Origin of the sequence: Streptomyces sp. NPDC047117 (genome assembly GCF_040643545.1) — a bacterium.
Lineage (GTDB): Bacteria > Actinomycetota > Actinomycetes > Streptomycetales > Streptomycetaceae > Streptomyces.
Map to the genome: position 1 here is coordinate 1 of NZ_JBEYUN010000008.1, position 17,090 is coordinate 17,090.

Sequence of the window (17,090 nt, forward strand, 5' to 3'; positions counted from 1 at the left end):
TCTCAAGGAACGGACGCTTCCTTTGTACTCACCCTCGCGGGCTTTCCTCCGGGCGCTTCCCTTCGGTCTTGCGTTTCCGACTCTACCAGATCCTTTTCGGTGATCCGGCCCCCTGTCGGAGCGGGGTTGCTTTCCGGTTCGGCCCTTGCGGGCTTTCCCTTTCGGCGGTTCCGACTCTATCAGATCCTGGTCCGTGCCTTTTCCGGCTCGAATTCGTTTCCGATTCCCCGTCGGGCGGGGTTACGTCTTTCGACGTGCCGTCACTTTAGCGGATTCCCTTGATTGCTCATAATCGGCGCCGATCTGGTCGGCCCGATGCAACCGAAATCCGATTTTCGGCAACGCGAAAAGGGACCCGGTTGAGGGAGTCGTTCGAAGTGATGGTTGTGCCGCCTGCGGCGTGCGCACATAGCGCTGCCCGTCTCAAGCGGCTCGGGCTACATTACGGGCGCGCTGCGGCAGAGTCAAGCAGCCCTGGTCCGTCGTTTCCGCGGCACGTGCGCACGGTACGGACTGACCGTCGGATCGCCCTCGATCCAGAAGCGCCAGGGGTGGGTCGCCCCCTCGCCGCCGACCCCGGTGCGCGGGCCGTTGCGTACCCGGTCCCGGTCCGCCGGCGTGCCCGTCAGGACGGCGAGCGGCGCATCCGGGCCCGCGCACACGTCCGTACCGTTCAGCTGCCGGTCGACGGCAAGACCGGTGGCCAGCCGGGCAGGGCCCTGGGCCAGTTCGGTCTCGCGGCGGGACTTGGGGCGGCGCTCCGCCACCTGGTCCGTGCCGGACAGCACCTCACCGGCGCGCAGCAGGACACCGCTCGCGTAGCCGTCGGGGCCGCAGACGAGGTTGAGGCTGAACCACATGCCGTAGATGAAGTACACGTACGCATGTCCCGGCGGGCCGAACATCGATGCGTTCCGCTCCGTGCGGCCCCGATAGGCGTGCGAGCCGGGGTCGTTCTCCCCGTCGTACGCCTCGACCTCCGTGAGGCGCAGCTCGACGGGGCCCTCCGGGGTGTTGCGCACCAGAGTGCGGCCGAGCAGGTCGGGGGCTACCTCGAGGACGGGGCGGTCGAAGAATGTCCGCGGGAGCGGCATTCGTGCGGGTTCGGAGATCATGCGTTCCCAGGGTAATGGACCTCGGCGCGTTTCTTCCGGGGCTCCGGAGTGGCCGGTGAGCACCGCGTCTTGGCAGGGTGTGGGCGTGCGGCGGCCGGCCGCCGGGGGAACCGCCGTACGCCGTTTCGCGTTCGTAGGGGTCAGGCCCGGGCCGGGCGGGATCGTCGCGGCCGGAGAACAACGGAGTACAGGCACGTGCCTGGGGAGGACGATCAATGGGGTTCAAGAAGCTGCTGGCGAGTCTGGGTGCGGGGGGCGCGTCCGTGGAGACGGTGCTCTTCGAGGAGAACGTCGTGCCCGGTGGCGTCGTACAGGGTGAGGTGCGCATCCAGGGCGGATCGGTCGCGCAGCAGATCGAGGGCCTGTCGGTCGGACTGCAGGCCGTGGTCGAGGTCGAGACCAGCGAGGGGGAGAGCAAGCGGAACATCGAATTCACCAAGCAGCAGCTGGGCGGCGCCTTCGAGGTGCAGGCCGGTGCCACGCACACGGTGCCGTTCGGGCTGGAGATCCCGTGGGAGACGCCGGTCACGATGTTCCTCGGGCAGCACCTGCAGGGGATGAACGTCGGCGTCACCACGGAGCTGGCGATCGCCCGTGCGGTCGACTCCGGTGACCTCGATCCGGTGAACGTGCACCCGCTCCCGGCGCAGCAGGCGATCCTCGACGCCTTCGGGCAGCTCGGCTTCCGGTTCAAGAGGGCGGACCTGGAGCGCGGGCACATCCGGGGCACGCGGCAGAAGCTGCCCTTCTACCAGGAGGTCGAGTTCTTCGCGCCGCAGCAGTACCGGGGCCTGAACCAGGTCGAGCTGTCCTTCGTGGCGGACGACCGGGCGATGGACGTCGTCCTGGAGATGGACAAGAAGCCGGGTCTGTTCACCGAGGGCAGCGACACCTTCCGCTCCTTCGAGGTGGGGCTGCACGACTTCCAGAACACGGACTGGGCGGCGTACCTGAACCAGTGGCTGGCCGAGGTCGGCGGCAAGCGCAACTGGTTCTGAGCCGGTAACCGGTACTGAGCCGGTAACCGGTACTGAGCCGACAGTGCAGCGGTGTCCGGCGCGCGGGCATGAGATCCGCCGGGCCGGGCACCGGTTCTGTCGCGAAGAGGTTCTAACCTGGCCGGACGGTCTCCGAACGCGATCAGGAGGTGTCGAAGTGTCCGAGCAGAAGCGCCGGCCGCTCCCGCACGACTTTCATCCGCAGGTGCCCTCGTTCACGGTGGTGAGCGACGATCTGCAGGAGGGCGGGACGCTGGCGGACGCCCAGGTGTTCAGCGCGGGGAACACCTCGCCGCACCTGCGGTGGGAGGGTGCCCCGGAGGGCACCGGCAGTTACGCCGTCACCTGCTTCGACCCGGACGCGCCGACCGGCAGCGGTTTCTGGCACTGGTCGGTGTTCGACATCCCGGCGTCGGTGACGGAGCTGCCCGCCGGTGCGGGCTCCGGTGACATGAAGGGCCTGCCCGAGGGCGCGGTCCACGTACGCAACGACTACGGGACGCGGGACTTCGGGGGCGCCGCGCCGCCGCCCGGCGACGGCCCGCACCGCTACGTCTTCACCGTGTACGCGGTGGACCAGGAGAAGCTCGGTCCGGACGCGGACGCCTCGCCCGCCGTGGTGGGCTTCAACCTGCGGTTCCACACGCTGGGCCGGGCCCAGCTGATCGGCGAGTACGAGATTCCCGCCGAGAGCTGACCGCGGGTCCGTACGCGCGTACCCGCCCGCACGCCGTGCGCGGGTCCGTGCGTCCGTAATTCCGTTGCGCCCCGGCGCCCCGGAACGCACAGTGGTGTTCGGCCGACGGTTGCCACATGGCCGTCGGGCAGTCGGCACCGCAGTGGCGGGGGCGGCGGGGCGCAGGTGTGTCTCCTCGCTGTCTGCCGGAGTCCGCTTCGTGTCGGACGTCCGCGCCGGCTGCCGTGGGCGCTCCGGGTCCCTTGTCACGGGGGACGGGGCCCGGAGCGTTCCCTTGCCCTTTCTTCTCCCCGCGCCTCTCCCCTCCCTTTCCCCGGCCTCGCGTTCCCGTTCCCGGTTCGCCGTTCGTTCGTCTTCCGCTCACCTGCCATCTCCCTTGCGGCATACGGAAATTGCGTTGTCCGGGGGATCACTGGAACTGCACAGTGGAGCCACTTCGCCGAGCGGCGGACGGATGCGGGAGGTGGTCGGGATGCGCGAGACGCTGGTCCTCAATGCGAGCTTCGAGCCGCTGTCGACGGTGTCGCTGCGGCGCGCGGTCGTGCTGGTCATGCAGGACAAGGCCGTGGTCGAGCAGGCGCACCCGGGGCTGCGTGTCCGGGCCGCCTCGCTGGATCTTCCGGTGCCGCAGGTGATCAGGCTGAGCCAGTACGTACGGGTGCCGTTCCGAAGACAGGCGCCGTGGTCGCGGCGGGGTGTGCTGGTGCGGGACCAGCACCGCTGCGCGTACTGCGGGCGGCGCGCGACGACGGTGGACCACGTGGTGCCGCGGGCGCACGGGGGCGGTGACACCTGGCTGAATACGGTCGCGTCGTGTGCCGCGGACAACCACCGCAAAGCGGACCGTACGCCGGAGCAGGCGGGGATGGAGCTGCTGCGGCGGCCGTTCGTGCCGACGCCGGCCGACACGATGCTGGCGGCGCTGGGGGTGTCCGCGCGGGAGGCGCTGCCGGACTGGCTGGCGCAGCCGGCGTAGGCGCGGCGCACTGGAGCGCGTGCAGGGGCGCGGGGAGACCCGCGCCCCTTCGTCGTACATGTCTCTTGGCTCGTCGTACGCGTGCCTCGGCTTCGTCGCACGCGTACTCCAGCTTCCTCGCTCGCGCGGCCCGGCTTCCTCGTACGCGCGCCTCAGCGCAGCAGCAGTTGGGCGATCGCCACGATGCCGACGGTGACGATGACGCCGCGCAGGACGGTGGGCGACAGCCGGCGGCCGATCTTCGCGCCGATCTGGCCGCCGAGCGCGGAGCCGACGGCGATCAGTACGACGGCGGTCCAGTCGAAGTCGGCGACGAAGAGGAAGAAGACCGCGGCGACACCGTTGACGAGCAGCGCGAGCACGTTCTTGAGGGCGTTGAGGCGTTGCAGGTCCTCGTCGAGCAGCAGGCCCATCAGGGAGATGTACAGCACGCCCTGGGCGGCGCCGAAGTAGCCGCCGTACGCGCTGGCGAGGAGCAGTCCGGTCAGCAGGCCGAGGCCGCCGTCGCGGTGCGGTGTGGTGCCGTTGCGGGCGCGGCGGGCCTTGACGGCGGCGGAGAGCCGGGGCTGGAGGACGACGAGGACGAGCGCGACGGCGATGAGCGCGGGGACGATCGCGTCGAAGGCGTCGGAGGGCAGGGCGAGCAGCAGGACGGCGCCGGCCAGGCCGCCGAGGAGGGCGGCGATGCCGAAGCGGACGACGCGGCGGCGCTGGCCGCGCAGTTCGCGCCGGTAGCCTATGGCGCCGCTCACGGAGCCCGGTACGAGGCCGAGGCTGTTGGAGACGTTGGCGGTGATGGGCGGCAGGCCGACGCCGAGCAGTACGGGGAAGGTGATGAGCGTCCCGGACCCGACGACGACGTTGATGGCGCCCGCGCCCATACCGGCGGCGAGGACGGCGAGGGCTTCCCAGACGGTCATGCCGAACCCCTGGCACGTGATCGATGCGTCATGAACCGATCATGCACCAGGGGTTCGGTGGGTGGAGCGCGGGACCACGGTCCGAGACGGCCGCGGTGGGGCGTCAGTCGATGGGCGGCTGCTGGCGGGGCGGGGCCGCCGGGGCCGGGGCCGCGGGGGCGCCGCCGGTCGGGGCGAAGCTGTTGATGGCGCCGCCGAGGCCCTTGAGCGCGTCGCCGATCTCGCTGGGCACGATCCAGAGCTTGTTGGCGTCGCCCTCGGCGATCTTCGGGAGCATCTGGAGGTACTGGTAGGAGAGCAGCTTCTGGTCCGGGTCACCGGCGTGGATGGACTCGAAGACCGTACGGATCGCCTGCGCCTCACCCTCGGCGCGCAGGGCCGCGGCCTTGGCCTCACCTTCGGCGCGCAGGATCGCGGACTGCTTCTCACCCTCGGCGCGGAGGATCTCGGACTGCCGGACACCCTCGGCCTGGAGGATCGCGGCGCGCTTGTCACGGTCGGCGCGCATCTGCTTCTCCATCGAGTCCTGGATGGAGGTCGGCGGCTCGATGGCCTTGAGCTCGACGCGGTTGACGCGGATGCCCCACTTGCCGGTGGCCTCGTCCAGGACGCCGCGCAGTGCCGCGTTGATCTCCTCGCGGGAGGTCAGGGTGCGCTCCAGGTCCATGCCGCCGATGATGTTCCGGAGCGTGGTGACGGTGAGCTGCTCGATCGCCTGGATGTAGCTGGCGACCTCGTACGTCGCGGCGCGCGCGTCGGTCACCTGGTAGTAGATGACGGTGTCGATGTTCACGACCAGGTTGTCCTGGGTGATGACCGGCTGCGGCGGGAACGGGACGACCTGTTCACGCAGGTCGATGCGGTTCCGGATGGAGTCGATGAACGGCACGACGATGTTCAGGCCCGCGTTCAGGGTGCGGGTGTAGCGGCCGAAACGCTCGACGATGGCGGCGCTGGCCTGCGGAATGACCTGGATCGTCTTGATGAGTGCGACGAACACCAGCACCACCAGGATGATCAGGACGATGATGATCGGTTCCACAGTGGCTCCCCGTGTCCCTTTCGTAGCTGTCGGCCGGTCCCGCCCGGCGTGTCGTTGATCGAGTCTTTCAGAGACTCACCCTCTTGTGCAGGCCGTTCTCCGGTCCCGCGAGGGCCTGTTGATCAAGAGCGTCACATCACGACGGCGGTTGCTCCCTCGATGTCCACGACGTCCACTTTCTGCCCTGGTTCGTAGACCTGACTGTCGTCCAGGGCGCGCGCGGACCACACCTCGCCGTTCAGCTTGATCCGACCGCCGCCGGAGCTGTCGACCCGCTCCAGGACGGTGGCCTGGCGCCCCTTCAGGGCGTCGACGCCGGAAGCCATGCCGGGCCGCCGGGAGCGGGCGCGGTTGGCGATCGGGCGTACGACGGCGACGAGCGCGACCGAGACGGCCGCGAAGACGATGACCTGCATCACCGTGCCGCCGCCGAGGGCGGCCACGGCAGCACCGGCCACGGCGCCGACCGCGAACATCCCGAATTCCGGCATCGCGGTGACGACGAGAGGAATACCCAGCCCTACGGCGGCGATGAGCCACCACACCCATGCATCCACGGTGTCATGGTAGATCGGCGGGCGGCCCCGCGGACAGGGTGCGATCGATCGCGGCCGGATCGTGCGGGGCTTTTCGGCCCCGACCGTGCGCCGGGGCCCCGCGTCGCGTCAACTGTCAGGCGAGCGGCAGGCCTTGAGCCGTCCAGCGGTCGCCGTTGCGCTCGACGACCAGCGGGAGGCCGAAGCAGCGCGAGAGGTTGCTGGAGGTCAGCTCCAGGTCGATGGGGCCGGCGGCGAGCACCTTGCCCTGACGGATCATCAGTACGTGGGTGAAGCCCGGCGCGATCTCTTCGACGTGGTGCGTGACCATGATCATCGACGGCGCGAACGGGTCGCGCGCGAGTCGGCCGAGGCGGCGTACGAGGTCCTCGCGGCCGCCGAGGTCCAGGCCCGCGGCCGGCTCGTCCAGGAGGAGCAGCTCGGGGTCGGTCATCATCGCGCGGGCGATGAGGGTCCGCTTGCGCTCGCCCTCGGAGAGCGTGCCGAACTTGCGGTCGAGATAGGGCGTCATGCCCAGCCGGTCGAGGAAGGCGCGGGCGCGCTGCTCGTCGACCTCGTCGTAGTGCTCCTGCCAGGTGGCGGTCATGCCGTACGCGGCGGTGAGCACGGTCTGCAGCACGGTCTGACGGCGCGGCAGCTTGTCGGCGAGCGCGATGCCGGCCATGCCGATGCGCGGCCGCAGGTCGAAGACGTCGACCTTGCCGAGGGTCTCTCCCAGGATCGTGCTGGTGCCCGTGGTCGGGAAGACGTAGCTGGAGGCGACATTGAGGAGGGTGGTCTTGCCGGCGCCGTTCGGGCCCAGGATCACCCAGCGCTCTCCCTCCTTCACCGACCAGGAGACCTGGTCCACCAGAGCCCGGCCCTCGCGGACCACGGATACGTCCACCAGCTCCAGAACATCGCTCATGAGCGCGTTGTCTCCCATTGCATCTCGGTCCTCGCGTGCACCTGTAGGCGCAGCCCCCCTGCAAACCTACGCCACCCATTGTCAGTGCCTGTCCTTAGGCTGGGTCCATGCTCGATGAACCTCGCTCAGGACGGCTGGCCGCGTGGGGAAATGCCCTTTTGGCCGGATTGGTCCCACCTGATGACGCAGCGGAGCGGATCGCGGAGGGCGACGCGGTGCACCGCGTCACCGGGCTGCCCGGCGAATCGGGGCCGGTGGGGCTGACGCTCGCGCTGGGCCGGCTGCGGGCGCTGGGCGCGACCGGCCTGCGCGTGGCGCTGCCGGTGCCGGGCCATCCGCTGGGGCTGAGCGGCCCGCCGGAATTCAATGCGCGGGCGCTGGCGGCCGGGGAGGCCGTGATCGCCTGCGGGGTGGCGCTGGGCCTGGTGCCGGAGGTGCACGAGGCCGGGCCCGAGGGCGATGTGCACGTCGAGGTCGTGTGGCACTGCACGGCCGTCCGGGACGCGCCGCCGGCCGACGTGCCCTCGCTGGGTGAGGCGGAGCGGGAGCTGGCGCAGGCGCTGCGGGAGGCGACGGAGCTGCTGGCGAAGCTGGACGTGGCCGGATCCGGACCGGTCGCGCAGGCGGCGCTGGAGGCGTACCGGGCGCGGGCCGAGGCCGGCCGGCAGCTGCTCGCGCCGGGATACCCGCCGCGCGCGGTGCGGGTGCTGGAGCTGGCGCAGAAGGTGGGGGCGCTGATCGGCATCGCCCAGGGATCCGGCGGGGACGAGCACGGTGCGGCCGTCAGCGCCTCACAGATCGCGGCGCGGGCGGAGGCGCTCCGTCCGGTGGAGCGGACTGCGCGGCGGGCGCAGGTGGCGGCGTACGACTCGTTCGTGGAGGAGCGGGAGCGGCGGGCGCCTTAGTTCGCCGACGGGGGTGCGCCCCGGGGCCGGGTTCGTGGCGGGCCACGGGGCGCGGCTGCCCGCCGCGGGGCTTCCCGTACGCGGCCGGGCGCGCCACCGCTGTGGCCGGGCGCGCAGTTCCCCGCGCCCCTGGGTGGACGCTTACGCGCCCACTCCGTGGCGGACTGCCCAGAGGGCTGCTTGGGTGCGGTCTGCGAGGTCCAGTTTCATGAGGATGTTGGAGACGTGGGTCTTCACCGTCTTCTCGGAGAGGACCAGGGCCCGGGCGATCTCCCGGTTGGAGCGGCCGTCCGCTATCAGGGCCAGTACCTCGCGCTCCCGGTCGGTGAGGGAGCCGCCGCGGCCCTGGCCGTTGCCCGCGTCCTCCTGGCTGAGCAGCGCGTCGGCCACCTCCGGCTGCAGCAGGACGTGCCCGGCGTGCACGGACCGGATGGCGCCGGCCAGCGCGTCGGGGTCGATGTCCTTGTAGACGTAGCCGGCGGCGCCCGCCCGGAGCGCCGGGATCACGGTCCGCTGCTCGGTGAAGCTGGTGACGATCAGCACTCTGGCCGGGTTGCGCTGCTCGCGCAGCAGCCGCAGCGCCTCGACCCCGTCCATGCCGGGCATCTTGACGTCCATCAGGACGACGTCCGGCCCGAGCCGCTCGGCCGCGGCGACGCCCTCCTCGCCGTCGGCGGCCTCGCCCACGACCTCGATGTCGTCCTGGACCTCCAGGAACGTCCGCAGGCCCCGCCGCACGACCTGGTGGTCGTCGACGAGCAGCACCTTGATGGGGCCGCCGAGCGGGCCCCTGTCTCCGTCAGCCACCGGGGACCTCCATCTCGACAGCGGTGCCCTTGCCGGGCCCCGATTCCACCGTGAGCGTGCCGCCGACGCCGCTCGCCCGGTCCCGCATCGACACCAGGCCCAGATGGCGCCCGGCGCGGCGGACGGCGCCGGGGTCGAAGCCCCGGCCGTCGTCGGCGACCCGCAGCACCGCGCCCTGCCGGTGCCGGGCGAGCGTCACGTCGACACGCTGCGCGTCGGCGTGCCGCAGCGCGTTGTGCAGGGCCTCCTGCGCCACCCGCAGCAGCGCCTCCTCCTGCGCGGCGGGCAGCGCCCGCAGCCCGTGGGCGGCGAAGGTGACCTTGGCGTCGTGCGCGCGGTCGAGGACCTGGATCTGGGTACGCAGTGTGGCGATCAGCCCGTCCTCGTCCAGGGCGGCGGGCCGCAGCTCCACAACGGCGGCGCGCAGCTCGTCGGCAGCCTCCGCGGCGAGCCGGGTGACCTGCTGCAGCTCGTCCTTGGCGCGGGCCGGGTCACGGTCGACGAGCGCGGTGGCGGCCTGCGCGGTCAGCCGCAGCGAGAAGAGCTTCTGGGAAACCGCGTCGTGCAGCTCGTGCGCCAGCCGGGCGCGCTCCCCCGCGATGGTCAGCTCGCGGCTCCGCTCGTAGAGCCGGGCATTGGTCAGGGCGATGGCGGCGTGCTGGGCGAGCATGCCGAGCAGCGCCTCGTCCTCGGCGGTGAAGTTGCAGCCGCCGGTCGGCAACGGGCACCGCTTGTTGGCGAGGAACAGCGCGCCGAGGATCTCGTCGCCGTCGGCCACCGGCATGCCCAGGAAGTCCGACATGTCGGGGTGGGCGCTGGGCCAGCCCTCGAAGCGGGGGTCGTTGCGGACGTCGCCGAGCCGCTGCGGCGTGGCGTCCTTGAGCATCGCGGCGAGGATGCCGTGCTGGCGGGGCAGCGGGCCGATGGCCTTCCACTGCTCCTCGCTCACCCCGTCCACGACGAACTGCGCGAAGCCGCCGTGATCGTCCGGCACCCCCAGCGCCGCGTACTCGGCGTCCAGGAGCTCACGGGCGGAGGCGACGATCGTCTTGAGCACGTCGCGCACCTCCAGGTGCCGGCTCATGGCGAGGATGGCGCTGCTCACCGCGGAGAGCCCGGCACCCCGCTCCGCCCCTGGTCCGTTGGTCATGCACTCACGGTACCGGCGGGCCGCACGGTCCGTATCGGCCCTCGGCGGGGCCCCGACCGGGTCCCGGGACGTAGGTCCGGAGTCCCAATGCCGGGTGCCGGATCCGGCGGGTATTTCCGACCCGGCCACGGGGGACCATGGCCGCTCCGGAAGCGGGACTTTGTGCCCCCTATATATAGGGGAAAGAAACGGCGGCCTTTCGCGCCCGCCCGAGGCGGTCTTTTACGGCCGACCGAGGCGGTCTTTCGCCACCGACCGAAGGCCGCGTTTCACGGCCGCCCGAAGGCGCTCCTTCGCGGTCGCCCCGAGGCGGTCTTTCGCGGCAGCCCGGCACGGGCCACACTCCCGGTCATGACGACTTCACGGGAAAACTGGTCCCCCGTCCACGGCGAGCCGTACCGCCCCGTCCCCTACCGGCCCGCGCGGATGCCGGCCGCGGAATCCCGGGCGCGCGCGGCGGAACTGCGGGAACGGATGGCGGAGCGCCGTACGGTGCGCCGTTTCGCGCCCGATCCGGTGCCCGAGCAGGTGATCAGGGACGCCATTGCGTGCGCCGCCACCGCGCCTTCCGGGGCACATCAGCAGCCCTGGACATTCGTACTGGTCAAAGACCCGGAGGTACGGCGGCGCATTCGGGCGGCCGCGGAGGCGGAGGAGCGCCTTTCGTACGACGGGCGGCTGGGCGAGGAGTGGCTGACGGCGCTGCGGCCGCTGGGCACCGACGAGGTCAAGCCGCACCTGACCGACGCGCCGCACCTGATCGTGGTCTTCCAGCAGCGCTACTGGCTGGGCCCGGACGGCACCAAGCGCAAGCACTACTACGTCGACGAATCGGTGGGGATCGCGGTGGGCATGCTGCTGTCCGCGCTCCACCTGTCGGGCCTGGCGGCGCTGGTGCACACCCCCAGCCCGATGGGCTTTCTGCGGGCGGAGCTGGGGCGGCCGGTCAACGAGAAGGCCTTCGCGGTGATCCCGGTGGGACACCCCGCGGCGGACTGCGAGGTACCGGATCTGGTGCGCAAATCGCTGGATCAGGTTCTGGTGGAGCGATAACGCTCACGGTGCGTGCCGCCGCGATGACATAACGCCATGCGGGCTCCGTAAACATGTGAGCCCGCACATAGGGCGTACATCACTTACGAAGAATGTTAGTGGGATGCGAATGCGGGCAACGGCGGGATCGCATCCGGGGCACCCCATGGAGAGAACGGAACGGGACGCAATTCGGCGACCCCCGGTTCCACTAAACAGCTTCGTACGTCACATGATTGCAGCGCCAAATTCCGACCGCTAACAATGGCTGACGTCGCCCGGCGCCGTGGAAAAGGATCTCGGCGTTCTCGCGCCAATCCGGCCCACGCGACGTCCCCCATTGGAAGAGGTTCTTTCCGCATGCCCCTGCACGCCATTCCTGGCTACAGCCGCCTGAACCGGAATCACAAGCTCTCCGCCGCCGCCGTGGCCGCGGGCGGTGCCGCCGCCGTCGTCTTCGCCGTCGTTCCGGGTTCGGCCAACGCCGAGCCGGCGCACGCCGCGTCCGCTCAGAACGTGAAGCCCGTCGCCTACCACGTGGTGGACGACTCCTCGGCCTACAGCCTGGTCGACAACGCCGCCGCCAAGGCGCAGAACGCCGAGCTGACCCAGAACAGCACGCGCGCCGCCGAGCAGGCCGGCAACGAGGCCTTCGCCGCGAAGAAGCAGGCCGAGGGCGACGCCAAGGCCGCCGCTCAGGCCAAGGCCAAGGCTGCCGCCGACGCGGCCGCCCAGGCCAAGGAGGCCGCCAAGAACAAGGCCGACCAGCAGCGCACCACGACGCAGGCCGCGAGCCGGTCCGCCGAGCGCAAGCCGGTCACCTACGCCAACAACCTCGACGGCTGGATCAAGGAATCCATGTCGATCATGAAGAAGCACGGGATCCCCGGCTCCTACGAGGGCATCAAGCGCAACATCATCCGCGAGTCCGGCGGTAACCCGCGCGCGATCAACAACTGGGACGTCAACGCCCAGATGGGTATCCCGTCCAAGGGCCTGCTGCAGGTCATCCAGCCGACCTTCGAGCAGTACCACGTCGAGGGCACGGCGAACGACCTGTACGACCCGGTCGCCAACATCGTCGCCGCCTGCAACTACGCGGCCGACAAGTACGGCTCCATGGACAACGTCGACTCGGCGTACTGAGCCACTGCTGCGCGCCGGGGCTCCGGCGCCGGACGATGAACGCCGCGAGGGGCGGCACCCGATTCGGGTGCCGCCCCTCGCGGCTGTCGTCGTGCGGACGCGCGGACTACTTGCGCATGACCTCGGGCTCGTGGCGGCGCAGCAGGCGCGCCACCGCGAAGGCGAGCACGACGCCGAGCGCCAGCATGAAGACCATGTCCATCACGTAGACGCCGGTCTGGTGCTGCCACAGGGGGTCGGGGTTGCCCTTCTCCCACGGGAGGAGGGTGTTCAGGTCGGCGGTGGCACCCAGCGCGGCGACCGCCCAGCGCGAGGGCATCAGCCAGGAGAGCTGGGCGACGCCCGGGGTGTCGAAGAGCTGGAAGAGCACGCCGGTGAAGACGACCTGCACGATGGCGAACATGACCAGCAGCGGCATGGTCTTCTCGGCGGTCTTGACCAGTGCGGAGATGATCAGGCCGAACATCATCGAGGTGAAGCCCAGGGCGATGATCGCCACGGTCATCTCGACGGCCGGCAGGTCCTGCACGATCAGGCCCTCGGCGGGCATCTTGCGGGTCGAGAAGCCGATCGCCGCGATGATCACGCCCTGTACGGCGGTGACCACGCCGAGCACGATCACCTTCGACATCAGATACGCCGAGCGGGACAGGCCGGTGGCCCGTTCGCGCTCGTAGATGACGCGTTCCTTGATCAGTTCTCGTACCGAGTTGGCCGCGCCGGAGAAGCACATGCCGACCGTGAGGATCAGCATGATCGTCGCGGCGTCGCGGTTGGTGCGGGCCCGCTCGATCGGGCCGTACCCGAGGCCGAAGTCGCTGGGGATCAGCATGGAGACCACGCCGAGCACGGCCGGCAGGATCAGCATCAGCCCGAGGAAGCCGCGGTCGGAGGCGATCACGGAGACGTACCGGCGCATCAGGGTCCACAGCTGCGAGCCCCAGCTCTGGGACTTCTGCATACGGGCCGGCGGCGCCTGGACGTCGACCGACTGCGGCGCGACGGCGTCGAGGTCGGCCGCGTACATCTGGTAGTGCGGGGAGCCGCGCCAGCGGCCCATCCAGTCGTAGTCGCGGTAGTTCTCGAACGCCGAGAAGACGTCCGCCCAGGACTCGTACTGGAAGAAGTTCAGCGCCTCCTCGGGCGGGCCGAAGTAGGCGACACCGCCGCCCGGCGCCATGACCAGCAGCTTGTCACAGAGCGCGAGCTCGGCGACGGAGTGCGTGACGACCAGGACCGTGCGGCCGTCGTCGGCGAGGTCGCGGAGCAGCTTCATGACGTCGCGGTCCATGCCCGGGTCGAGGCCGGAGGTCGGCTCGTCCAGGAAGATCAGCGACGGCTTGGTCAGCAGCTCCAGGGCGACCGAGACGCGCTTGCGCTGGCCGCCGGAGAGCGAGGTGACCTTCTTCTCCTTGTGCACGTGCAGCTTGAGCTCGTGCAGCACCTCGTCGATGCGCGCCTCGCGCTCGGCCGTCGCGGTGTCACCGGGGAAGCGGAGCTTGGCCGCGTACCGCAGCGCCTTCTGGACGGTCAGCTCCTTGTGCAGGATGTCGTCCTGCGGGACCAGCCCGATGCGCTGCCGCAGCTCGGCGAACTGCTTGTAGAGGTTCCGGTTGTCGTAGAGGACGTCGCCCTCGTTGGCGGGGCGGTAACCGGTGAGCGCCTTGAGCAGCGTGGACTTGCCGGAGCCGGACGGGCCGATGACCGCGACCAGCGACTTCTCGGGCACCCCGAAGGAGACGTCCTTGAGGATCTGCTTGCCGCCGTCGACCGTGACGGTGAGGTGGCGCGCGGAGAAGGAGACCGCACCGGTGTCGACGAACTCTTCCAGGCGGTCGCCGACCAGCCGGAACGTGGAGTGACCGACGCCGACGGTGTCGTTCGGGCCGATGAGCGCCGAACCGCTCTTGGGGACCGGCTGGCCGTTGACGTACGTACCGTTGTGGCTGCCGAGGTCGTGGATCTCGAAGCGGCCGTCGGGCGTGGCCCGGAACTCCGCGTGGTGCCGGGAGACTTGCAGGTCGGAGACGACCAGCTCGTTCTCCAGGGCACGACCGATGCGCATGACGCGGCCGAGGTCCAGCTGGTGGAAGGTGGTCGGACTGCGGTCGCCGGGCTGCTGCGGGACCGCGGCGCCCTGTGCCGGGGGCTGCTGCGGTCCGCCCTGCGGCGGGACACCGGCGCCGTACGAGGGCGGGCCCTGCTGGGGCGGCGAGCCCTGCTGCGGCGGCGCACCCTGCCATCCCTGCTGCTGCGCCGGCGGCTGCTGCGCTCCGGCCCAGCCGGGGGCGCCCTGCTGGGCGGGGGCCGCGGCGGCCGGCTGGGCGGCGTTGGCCGGGGCCGTGGGCTGCGCGGCGTAGGCGTCGGCGGCGGCAGCGGCCGCGGTGCCGTTGAGGGTCAGCCGGGGACCGTCGGTGGCATTGCCGAGGTGCACGGTCGAGCCGGGGCCGATCTCCATCTGGTGGATCCGCTGCCCCTGCACGTACGTGCCGTTGGTGCTGCCGTGGTCCTCGATGACCCAACTGCGCCCTCCCCAGCGCACGGTCGCGTGCCGCCACGACACCCTCGCGTCGTCCAGCACCATGTCGCCCTGCGGATCACGGCCCAGGCTGTACGACCGGGACGGATCGAGCGTCCAGGTCATTCCATTGATTTCGAGTACGAGTTCAGGCACTCCATGCCCCACTAGTTGTCCCCCGAGTGACCCCCTGCACGGGAAGTCTAGGGATGGTGAACATCGTGAGGAACTATTCCAGGCAGAGGGCCGCGACCGAAAGCCGGGCCGTGGCAAGAGCATGAAGCGGACAGCGTTGACGCCGCCGAAAGCCCCCCGGAGAGTGGGAGAAACCCACGGATCCGTACCGATGCCACGCGATGCGGGCAACTCGGGGCAGGCGGGGCCGGGGAGCGAGGAGCAGCGATCGGGGGCTGCCATGAGCGTGACCGCGACTCCGCACACCGGAGCGGCCGCTGTGCTGCTCTCCGCCGTCGCCACGGTCTGCTGGGCGTTCCTGGCGATGACCGGGGTAGCGGCCCTCGGGCTGCATCTGCTGGGCGCCGACGCGTACGGCTCGCTGGGCCCGATGACGGCCGCCGTCGTGGTGCTGGCCGTGGGCGGAACCGTCTCCCCGCACGGTGACGTATCGGCCTTCGGGGTGTCCGGCGTCACGGCCGAAACCGCCATTGACATCGTGCCGTTGGGCGTCTCCGTCGTCGGCGCGCTGCTGCTGGGGCTGCTGTTCCTCCGGTCGCTGCGGGCCGTGCCGGGCGGGGTCACGCCCGGCGGTCTGGCGGCACGCGCGGCCGCGGTCGTCGCGCTGTTCACGGCACTCGTCGGCGGCCTCGCCTGGGCCGGGCACGACTCCGTAACGATCCCGGCGCGGAAGCTGATCCCGGCGCCGGCCGGCGGAGGCGGCGGGCCGCTCGACCGGCTGCCGGACCTGCCCGGCTTCGGCGACCTCCCGGGCCTGGGCGACCTGCCGGGCCTCGGCGATCTGGGCGGGCTGCCCGGCCTCGGCGGCCAGGGCACGGCGGGCGACCTGCCGGGGCTGCTGCTGCCCGGCCTCGCGGACGCCCGGCTCCGGGTGGACTTCGCGGTGGCGGCGGGGCCCTCGCTCGTGGCGGGCGCGCTGTGGGTGCTCGGCGTCCTGCTGATCGCGCTCGCGGCCTCCCGGCGCACCCCGCTCCCCCGCGCGCTGGCCGGCGTGGACCGGGTCGTCCGCCCCGCCGCCTCCGCGCTGACCCAGGTGCTGCTCGTCGCGGTGGTCCTGGGGCTCGCCGCCGGGCTGTACGGCGTCACCGAGGGCGGCCAGCCGCTGCGGGCCCTGGGCGCCGCGCTGCTCGGCGCACCCAACGGGGCGTGGGTCGCGCTGCCCCTGGGCCTGCTCGTGCCCTGGTACGGCTCGGCGAGCGGCGCACTGCTCCACGTGCTGCCCGCGTCCCTGCGGGAACTGCTCGGCGGTGGCGGCGAGCGGCCGGTCACCCTGTCGCGGCTGGCGGAGCAGACCCCGGGGGTGTGGACGACGGCGCTGGTGGCCGTGGTGCTGATGCTGCTGGCCGGGCTGCTCACGGCGATGCGTACGGCCCGCACGGAGGCCGGTCTTCTGGCGTACGCGGGCGGCTGCGCGCTGCGGCTGGGCGTGGTCACGGCGCTGGCCGTGCCCCTGCTGGTGTGGCTGACGGAGGCGGCGGTGGCCGTCCGATTGAGCCTCTTCGGTACCGGTGTCCACGAGACCGGCCTGACCCTGCACGGGAGCCTCGGCACCGGAGCGGTCCTGGGAGCCCTCTGGGGCGGCGCCGCGGGGCTGGCGGGCGCCTTGCTGGCGGCCGGGACCGGACTGGCCGGGCGCCGCGCCGCGGCCCCGGCCGCTCCGGCGCACGTGCCGTCGCCGTACGGCCCGGGGCCGGGCCGGCCGGGCGGCGGCCCGGGACCGTACACGCCGTCCCGCCCCTACCGGCAGCCGAACCCGGACACCAATCCGTACCTGCGGACCCTCCCGCCCCGGGAGCCGGAGCGCCGCGTGCCGCCCCCGCCGGACGGGCCGCCGCCCGGCGCACCGCCGGGCACACCGCCCCCGCCGGACCGTCCGCCCGCCGGCGGGCCGCCGCCGCACGGCAGCGACACCGCCTCGGCACCGACCGTGAGCGGCACTCCGCTGCCGCGCCCCGGCCGGCCGCGGTCCCGCCCGAAGCGGCGGTGGGACGATCCGCCGCCGGAGCCCCCGCCACCCGGACGGCCCGGCGCGGGCCGCTGAAGGGCGCGCTCCGCCCGGACGGCCTGGGGCGGGCCGCTGGGGGCGCGCTCCGCTCGGACGCCCTGACGCAGGCCACTGAGGGCG

At 71.7% G+C, this 17,090-nt stretch carries 15 protein-coding genes; 7 read left to right on the plus strand and 8 right to left on the minus strand.

What is annotated here, in order from left to right:
- Nucleotides 1–464 precede the first annotated feature (464 nt).
- The gene (locus ABZ840_RS16765) at nucleotides 465–1,115 is read right to left on the minus strand and encodes a DNA-3-methyladenine glycosylase (protein WP_361559967.1); all 651 of its coding nucleotides are present in this window, start codon (nucleotides 1,113–1,115) and stop codon (nucleotides 465–467) included.
- Nucleotides 1,116–1,330: 215 nt separating this feature from the next.
- On the opposite strand from ABZ840_RS16765, the gene ABZ840_RS16770 reads away from it, so the two are divergent.
- The 3 genes from ABZ840_RS16770 (at nucleotide 1,331) to ABZ840_RS16780 (ending at nucleotide 3,786) form a co-directional block, all read left to right on the plus strand.
- Nucleotides 1,331–2,113 carry a sporulation protein gene (locus ABZ840_RS16770; protein WP_361559970.1) on the plus strand — a complete coding sequence of 261 codons (783 nt, stop codon included), beginning with the start codon at nucleotides 1,331–1,333 and terminating at the stop codon, nucleotides 2,111–2,113.
- Between the two features lie 157 nt (nucleotides 2,114–2,270).
- Complete coding sequence (locus tag ABZ840_RS16775) at nucleotides 2,271–2,810, plus strand: YbhB/YbcL family Raf kinase inhibitor-like protein (RefSeq protein WP_361559973.1); 540 nt, start codon at nucleotides 2,271–2,273, stop codon at nucleotides 2,808–2,810.
- A 472-nt stretch (nucleotides 2,811–3,282) separates the two neighbouring features.
- Complete coding sequence (locus ABZ840_RS16780; RefSeq protein WP_361559976.1) at nucleotides 3,283–3,786, plus strand: HNH endonuclease; 504 nt, start codon at nucleotides 3,283–3,285, stop codon at nucleotides 3,784–3,786.
- A gap of 152 nt (nucleotides 3,787–3,938) precedes the next feature.
- On the opposite strand, the gene ABZ840_RS16785 is transcribed toward ABZ840_RS16780, so the two are convergent.
- From ABZ840_RS16785 to ABZ840_RS16800, 4 genes are all read right to left on the minus strand, one after another.
- Nucleotides 3,939–4,706 (minus strand): sulfite exporter TauE/SafE family protein, encoded by a 768-nt coding sequence (locus tag ABZ840_RS16785; protein WP_361559979.1) that lies wholly within the window; start codon nucleotides 4,704–4,706, stop codon nucleotides 3,939–3,941.
- A 103-nt stretch (nucleotides 4,707–4,809) separates the two neighbouring features.
- Nucleotides 4,810–5,748, minus strand: coding sequence for an SPFH domain-containing protein (locus ABZ840_RS16790; RefSeq protein WP_361559982.1), 939 nt, complete (start codon nucleotides 5,746–5,748; stop codon nucleotides 4,810–4,812).
- 131 nt (nucleotides 5,749–5,879) lie between these two features.
- Entirely contained in the window at nucleotides 5,880–6,293 is a 414-nt protein-coding gene (locus ABZ840_RS16795; protein ID WP_361560879.1) for an NfeD family protein, read from the minus strand.
- 127 nt (nucleotides 6,294–6,420) lie between these two features.
- The gene (locus ABZ840_RS16800; RefSeq protein ID WP_052868247.1) at nucleotides 6,421–7,230 is read right to left on the minus strand and encodes an ABC transporter ATP-binding protein; all 810 of its coding nucleotides are present in this window, start codon (nucleotides 7,228–7,230) and stop codon (nucleotides 6,421–6,423) included.
- 89 nt (nucleotides 7,231–7,319) lie between these two features.
- On the opposite strand from ABZ840_RS16800, the gene ABZ840_RS16805 reads away from it, so the two are divergent.
- Nucleotides 7,320–8,117 carry a hypothetical protein gene (locus ABZ840_RS16805; RefSeq protein WP_361559985.1) on the plus strand — a complete coding sequence of 266 codons (798 nt, stop codon included), beginning with the start codon at nucleotides 7,320–7,322 and terminating at the stop codon, nucleotides 8,115–8,117.
- 141 nt (nucleotides 8,118–8,258) lie between these two features.
- On the opposite strand, the gene ABZ840_RS16810 is transcribed toward ABZ840_RS16805, so the two are convergent.
- Together ABZ840_RS16810 and ABZ840_RS16815 are read right to left on the minus strand one after the other, a co-directional pair.
- Entirely contained in the window at nucleotides 8,259–8,924 is a 666-nt protein-coding gene (locus ABZ840_RS16810) for a response regulator transcription factor (protein WP_361559988.1), read from the minus strand.
- Nucleotides 8,917–10,074, minus strand: a complete 1,158-nt coding sequence (locus ABZ840_RS16815; protein ID WP_361559991.1) for a GAF domain-containing sensor histidine kinase — start codon at nucleotides 10,072–10,074, stop codon at nucleotides 8,917–8,919. Before ABZ840_RS16815 ends, ABZ840_RS16810 begins: the two co-directional genes overlap by 8 nt.
- 351 nt (nucleotides 10,075–10,425) lie before the next feature.
- Here ABZ840_RS16815 and ABZ840_RS16820 point away from each other — a divergent pair, with 351 nt between their 5' ends.
- Both ABZ840_RS16820 and ABZ840_RS16825 read left to right on the plus strand, forming a co-directional pair.
- Nucleotides 10,426–11,127 (plus strand): nitroreductase family protein, encoded by a 702-nt coding sequence (locus ABZ840_RS16820; RefSeq protein WP_361559994.1) that lies wholly within the window; start codon nucleotides 10,426–10,428, stop codon nucleotides 11,125–11,127.
- A gap of 339 nt (nucleotides 11,128–11,466) precedes the next feature.
- Nucleotides 11,467–12,252, plus strand: a complete 786-nt coding sequence (locus ABZ840_RS16825) for a transglycosylase SLT domain-containing protein (protein ID WP_361559997.1) — start codon at nucleotides 11,467–11,469, stop codon at nucleotides 12,250–12,252.
- Nucleotides 12,253–12,358: 106 nt separating this feature from the next.
- On the opposite strand, the gene ABZ840_RS16830 is transcribed toward ABZ840_RS16825, so the two are convergent.
- Nucleotides 12,359–14,896, minus strand: a complete 2,538-nt coding sequence (locus ABZ840_RS16830) for an FHA domain-containing protein (RefSeq protein ID WP_361559999.1) — start codon at nucleotides 14,894–14,896, stop codon at nucleotides 12,359–12,361.
- Between the two features lie 289 nt (nucleotides 14,897–15,185).
- Between ABZ840_RS16830 and ABZ840_RS16835 the strand changes: the two genes are divergently transcribed.
- Nucleotides 15,186–17,006 carry a streptophobe family protein gene (locus tag ABZ840_RS16835; RefSeq protein ID WP_361560002.1) on the plus strand — a complete coding sequence of 607 codons (1,821 nt, stop codon included), beginning with the start codon at nucleotides 15,186–15,188 and terminating at the stop codon, nucleotides 17,004–17,006.
- The last annotated feature ends 84 nt before the right edge of the window (nucleotides 17,007–17,090 follow it).

Excerpts from the sequence above, each read along its gene's own strand:
- ABZ840_RS16765 (WP_361559967.1), bottom strand. The coding sequence starts at position 1,115 with ATGATCTCCGAACCCGCACGAATGCCGCTCCCGCGGACATTCTTCGAC.
- ABZ840_RS16770 (WP_361559970.1), top strand. The coding sequence starts at position 1,331 with ATGGGGTTCAAGAAGCTGCTGGCGAGTCTGGGTGCGGGGGGCGCGTCC.
- ABZ840_RS16780 (WP_361559976.1), top strand. The coding sequence starts at position 3,283 with ATGCGCGAGACGCTGGTCCTCAATGCGAGCTTCGAGCCGCTGTCGACG.
- ABZ840_RS16785 (WP_361559979.1), bottom strand. The coding sequence starts at position 4,706 with ATGACCGTCTGGGAAGCCCTCGCCGTCCTCGCCGCCGGTATGGGCGCG.
- ABZ840_RS16800 (WP_052868247.1), bottom strand. The coding sequence starts at position 7,230 with ATGGGAGACAACGCGCTCATGAGCGATGTTCTGGAGCTGGTGGACGTA.
- ABZ840_RS16805 (WP_361559985.1), top strand. The coding sequence starts at position 7,320 with ATGCTCGATGAACCTCGCTCAGGACGGCTGGCCGCGTGGGGAAATGCC.
- ABZ840_RS16815 (WP_361559991.1), bottom strand. The coding sequence starts at position 10,074 with ATGACCAACGGACCAGGGGCGGAGCGGGGTGCCGGGCTCTCCGCGGTG.
- ABZ840_RS16820 (WP_361559994.1), top strand. The coding sequence starts at position 10,426 with ATGACGACTTCACGGGAAAACTGGTCCCCCGTCCACGGCGAGCCGTAC.
- ABZ840_RS16825 (WP_361559997.1), top strand. The coding sequence starts at position 11,467 with ATGCCCCTGCACGCCATTCCTGGCTACAGCCGCCTGAACCGGAATCAC.
- ABZ840_RS16830 (WP_361559999.1), bottom strand. The coding sequence starts at position 14,896 with ATGACCTGGACGCTCGATCCGTCCCGGTCGTACAGCCTGGGCCGTGAT.
- ABZ840_RS16835 (WP_361560002.1), top strand. The coding sequence starts at position 15,186 with ATGAGCGTGACCGCGACTCCGCACACCGGAGCGGCCGCTGTGCTGCTC.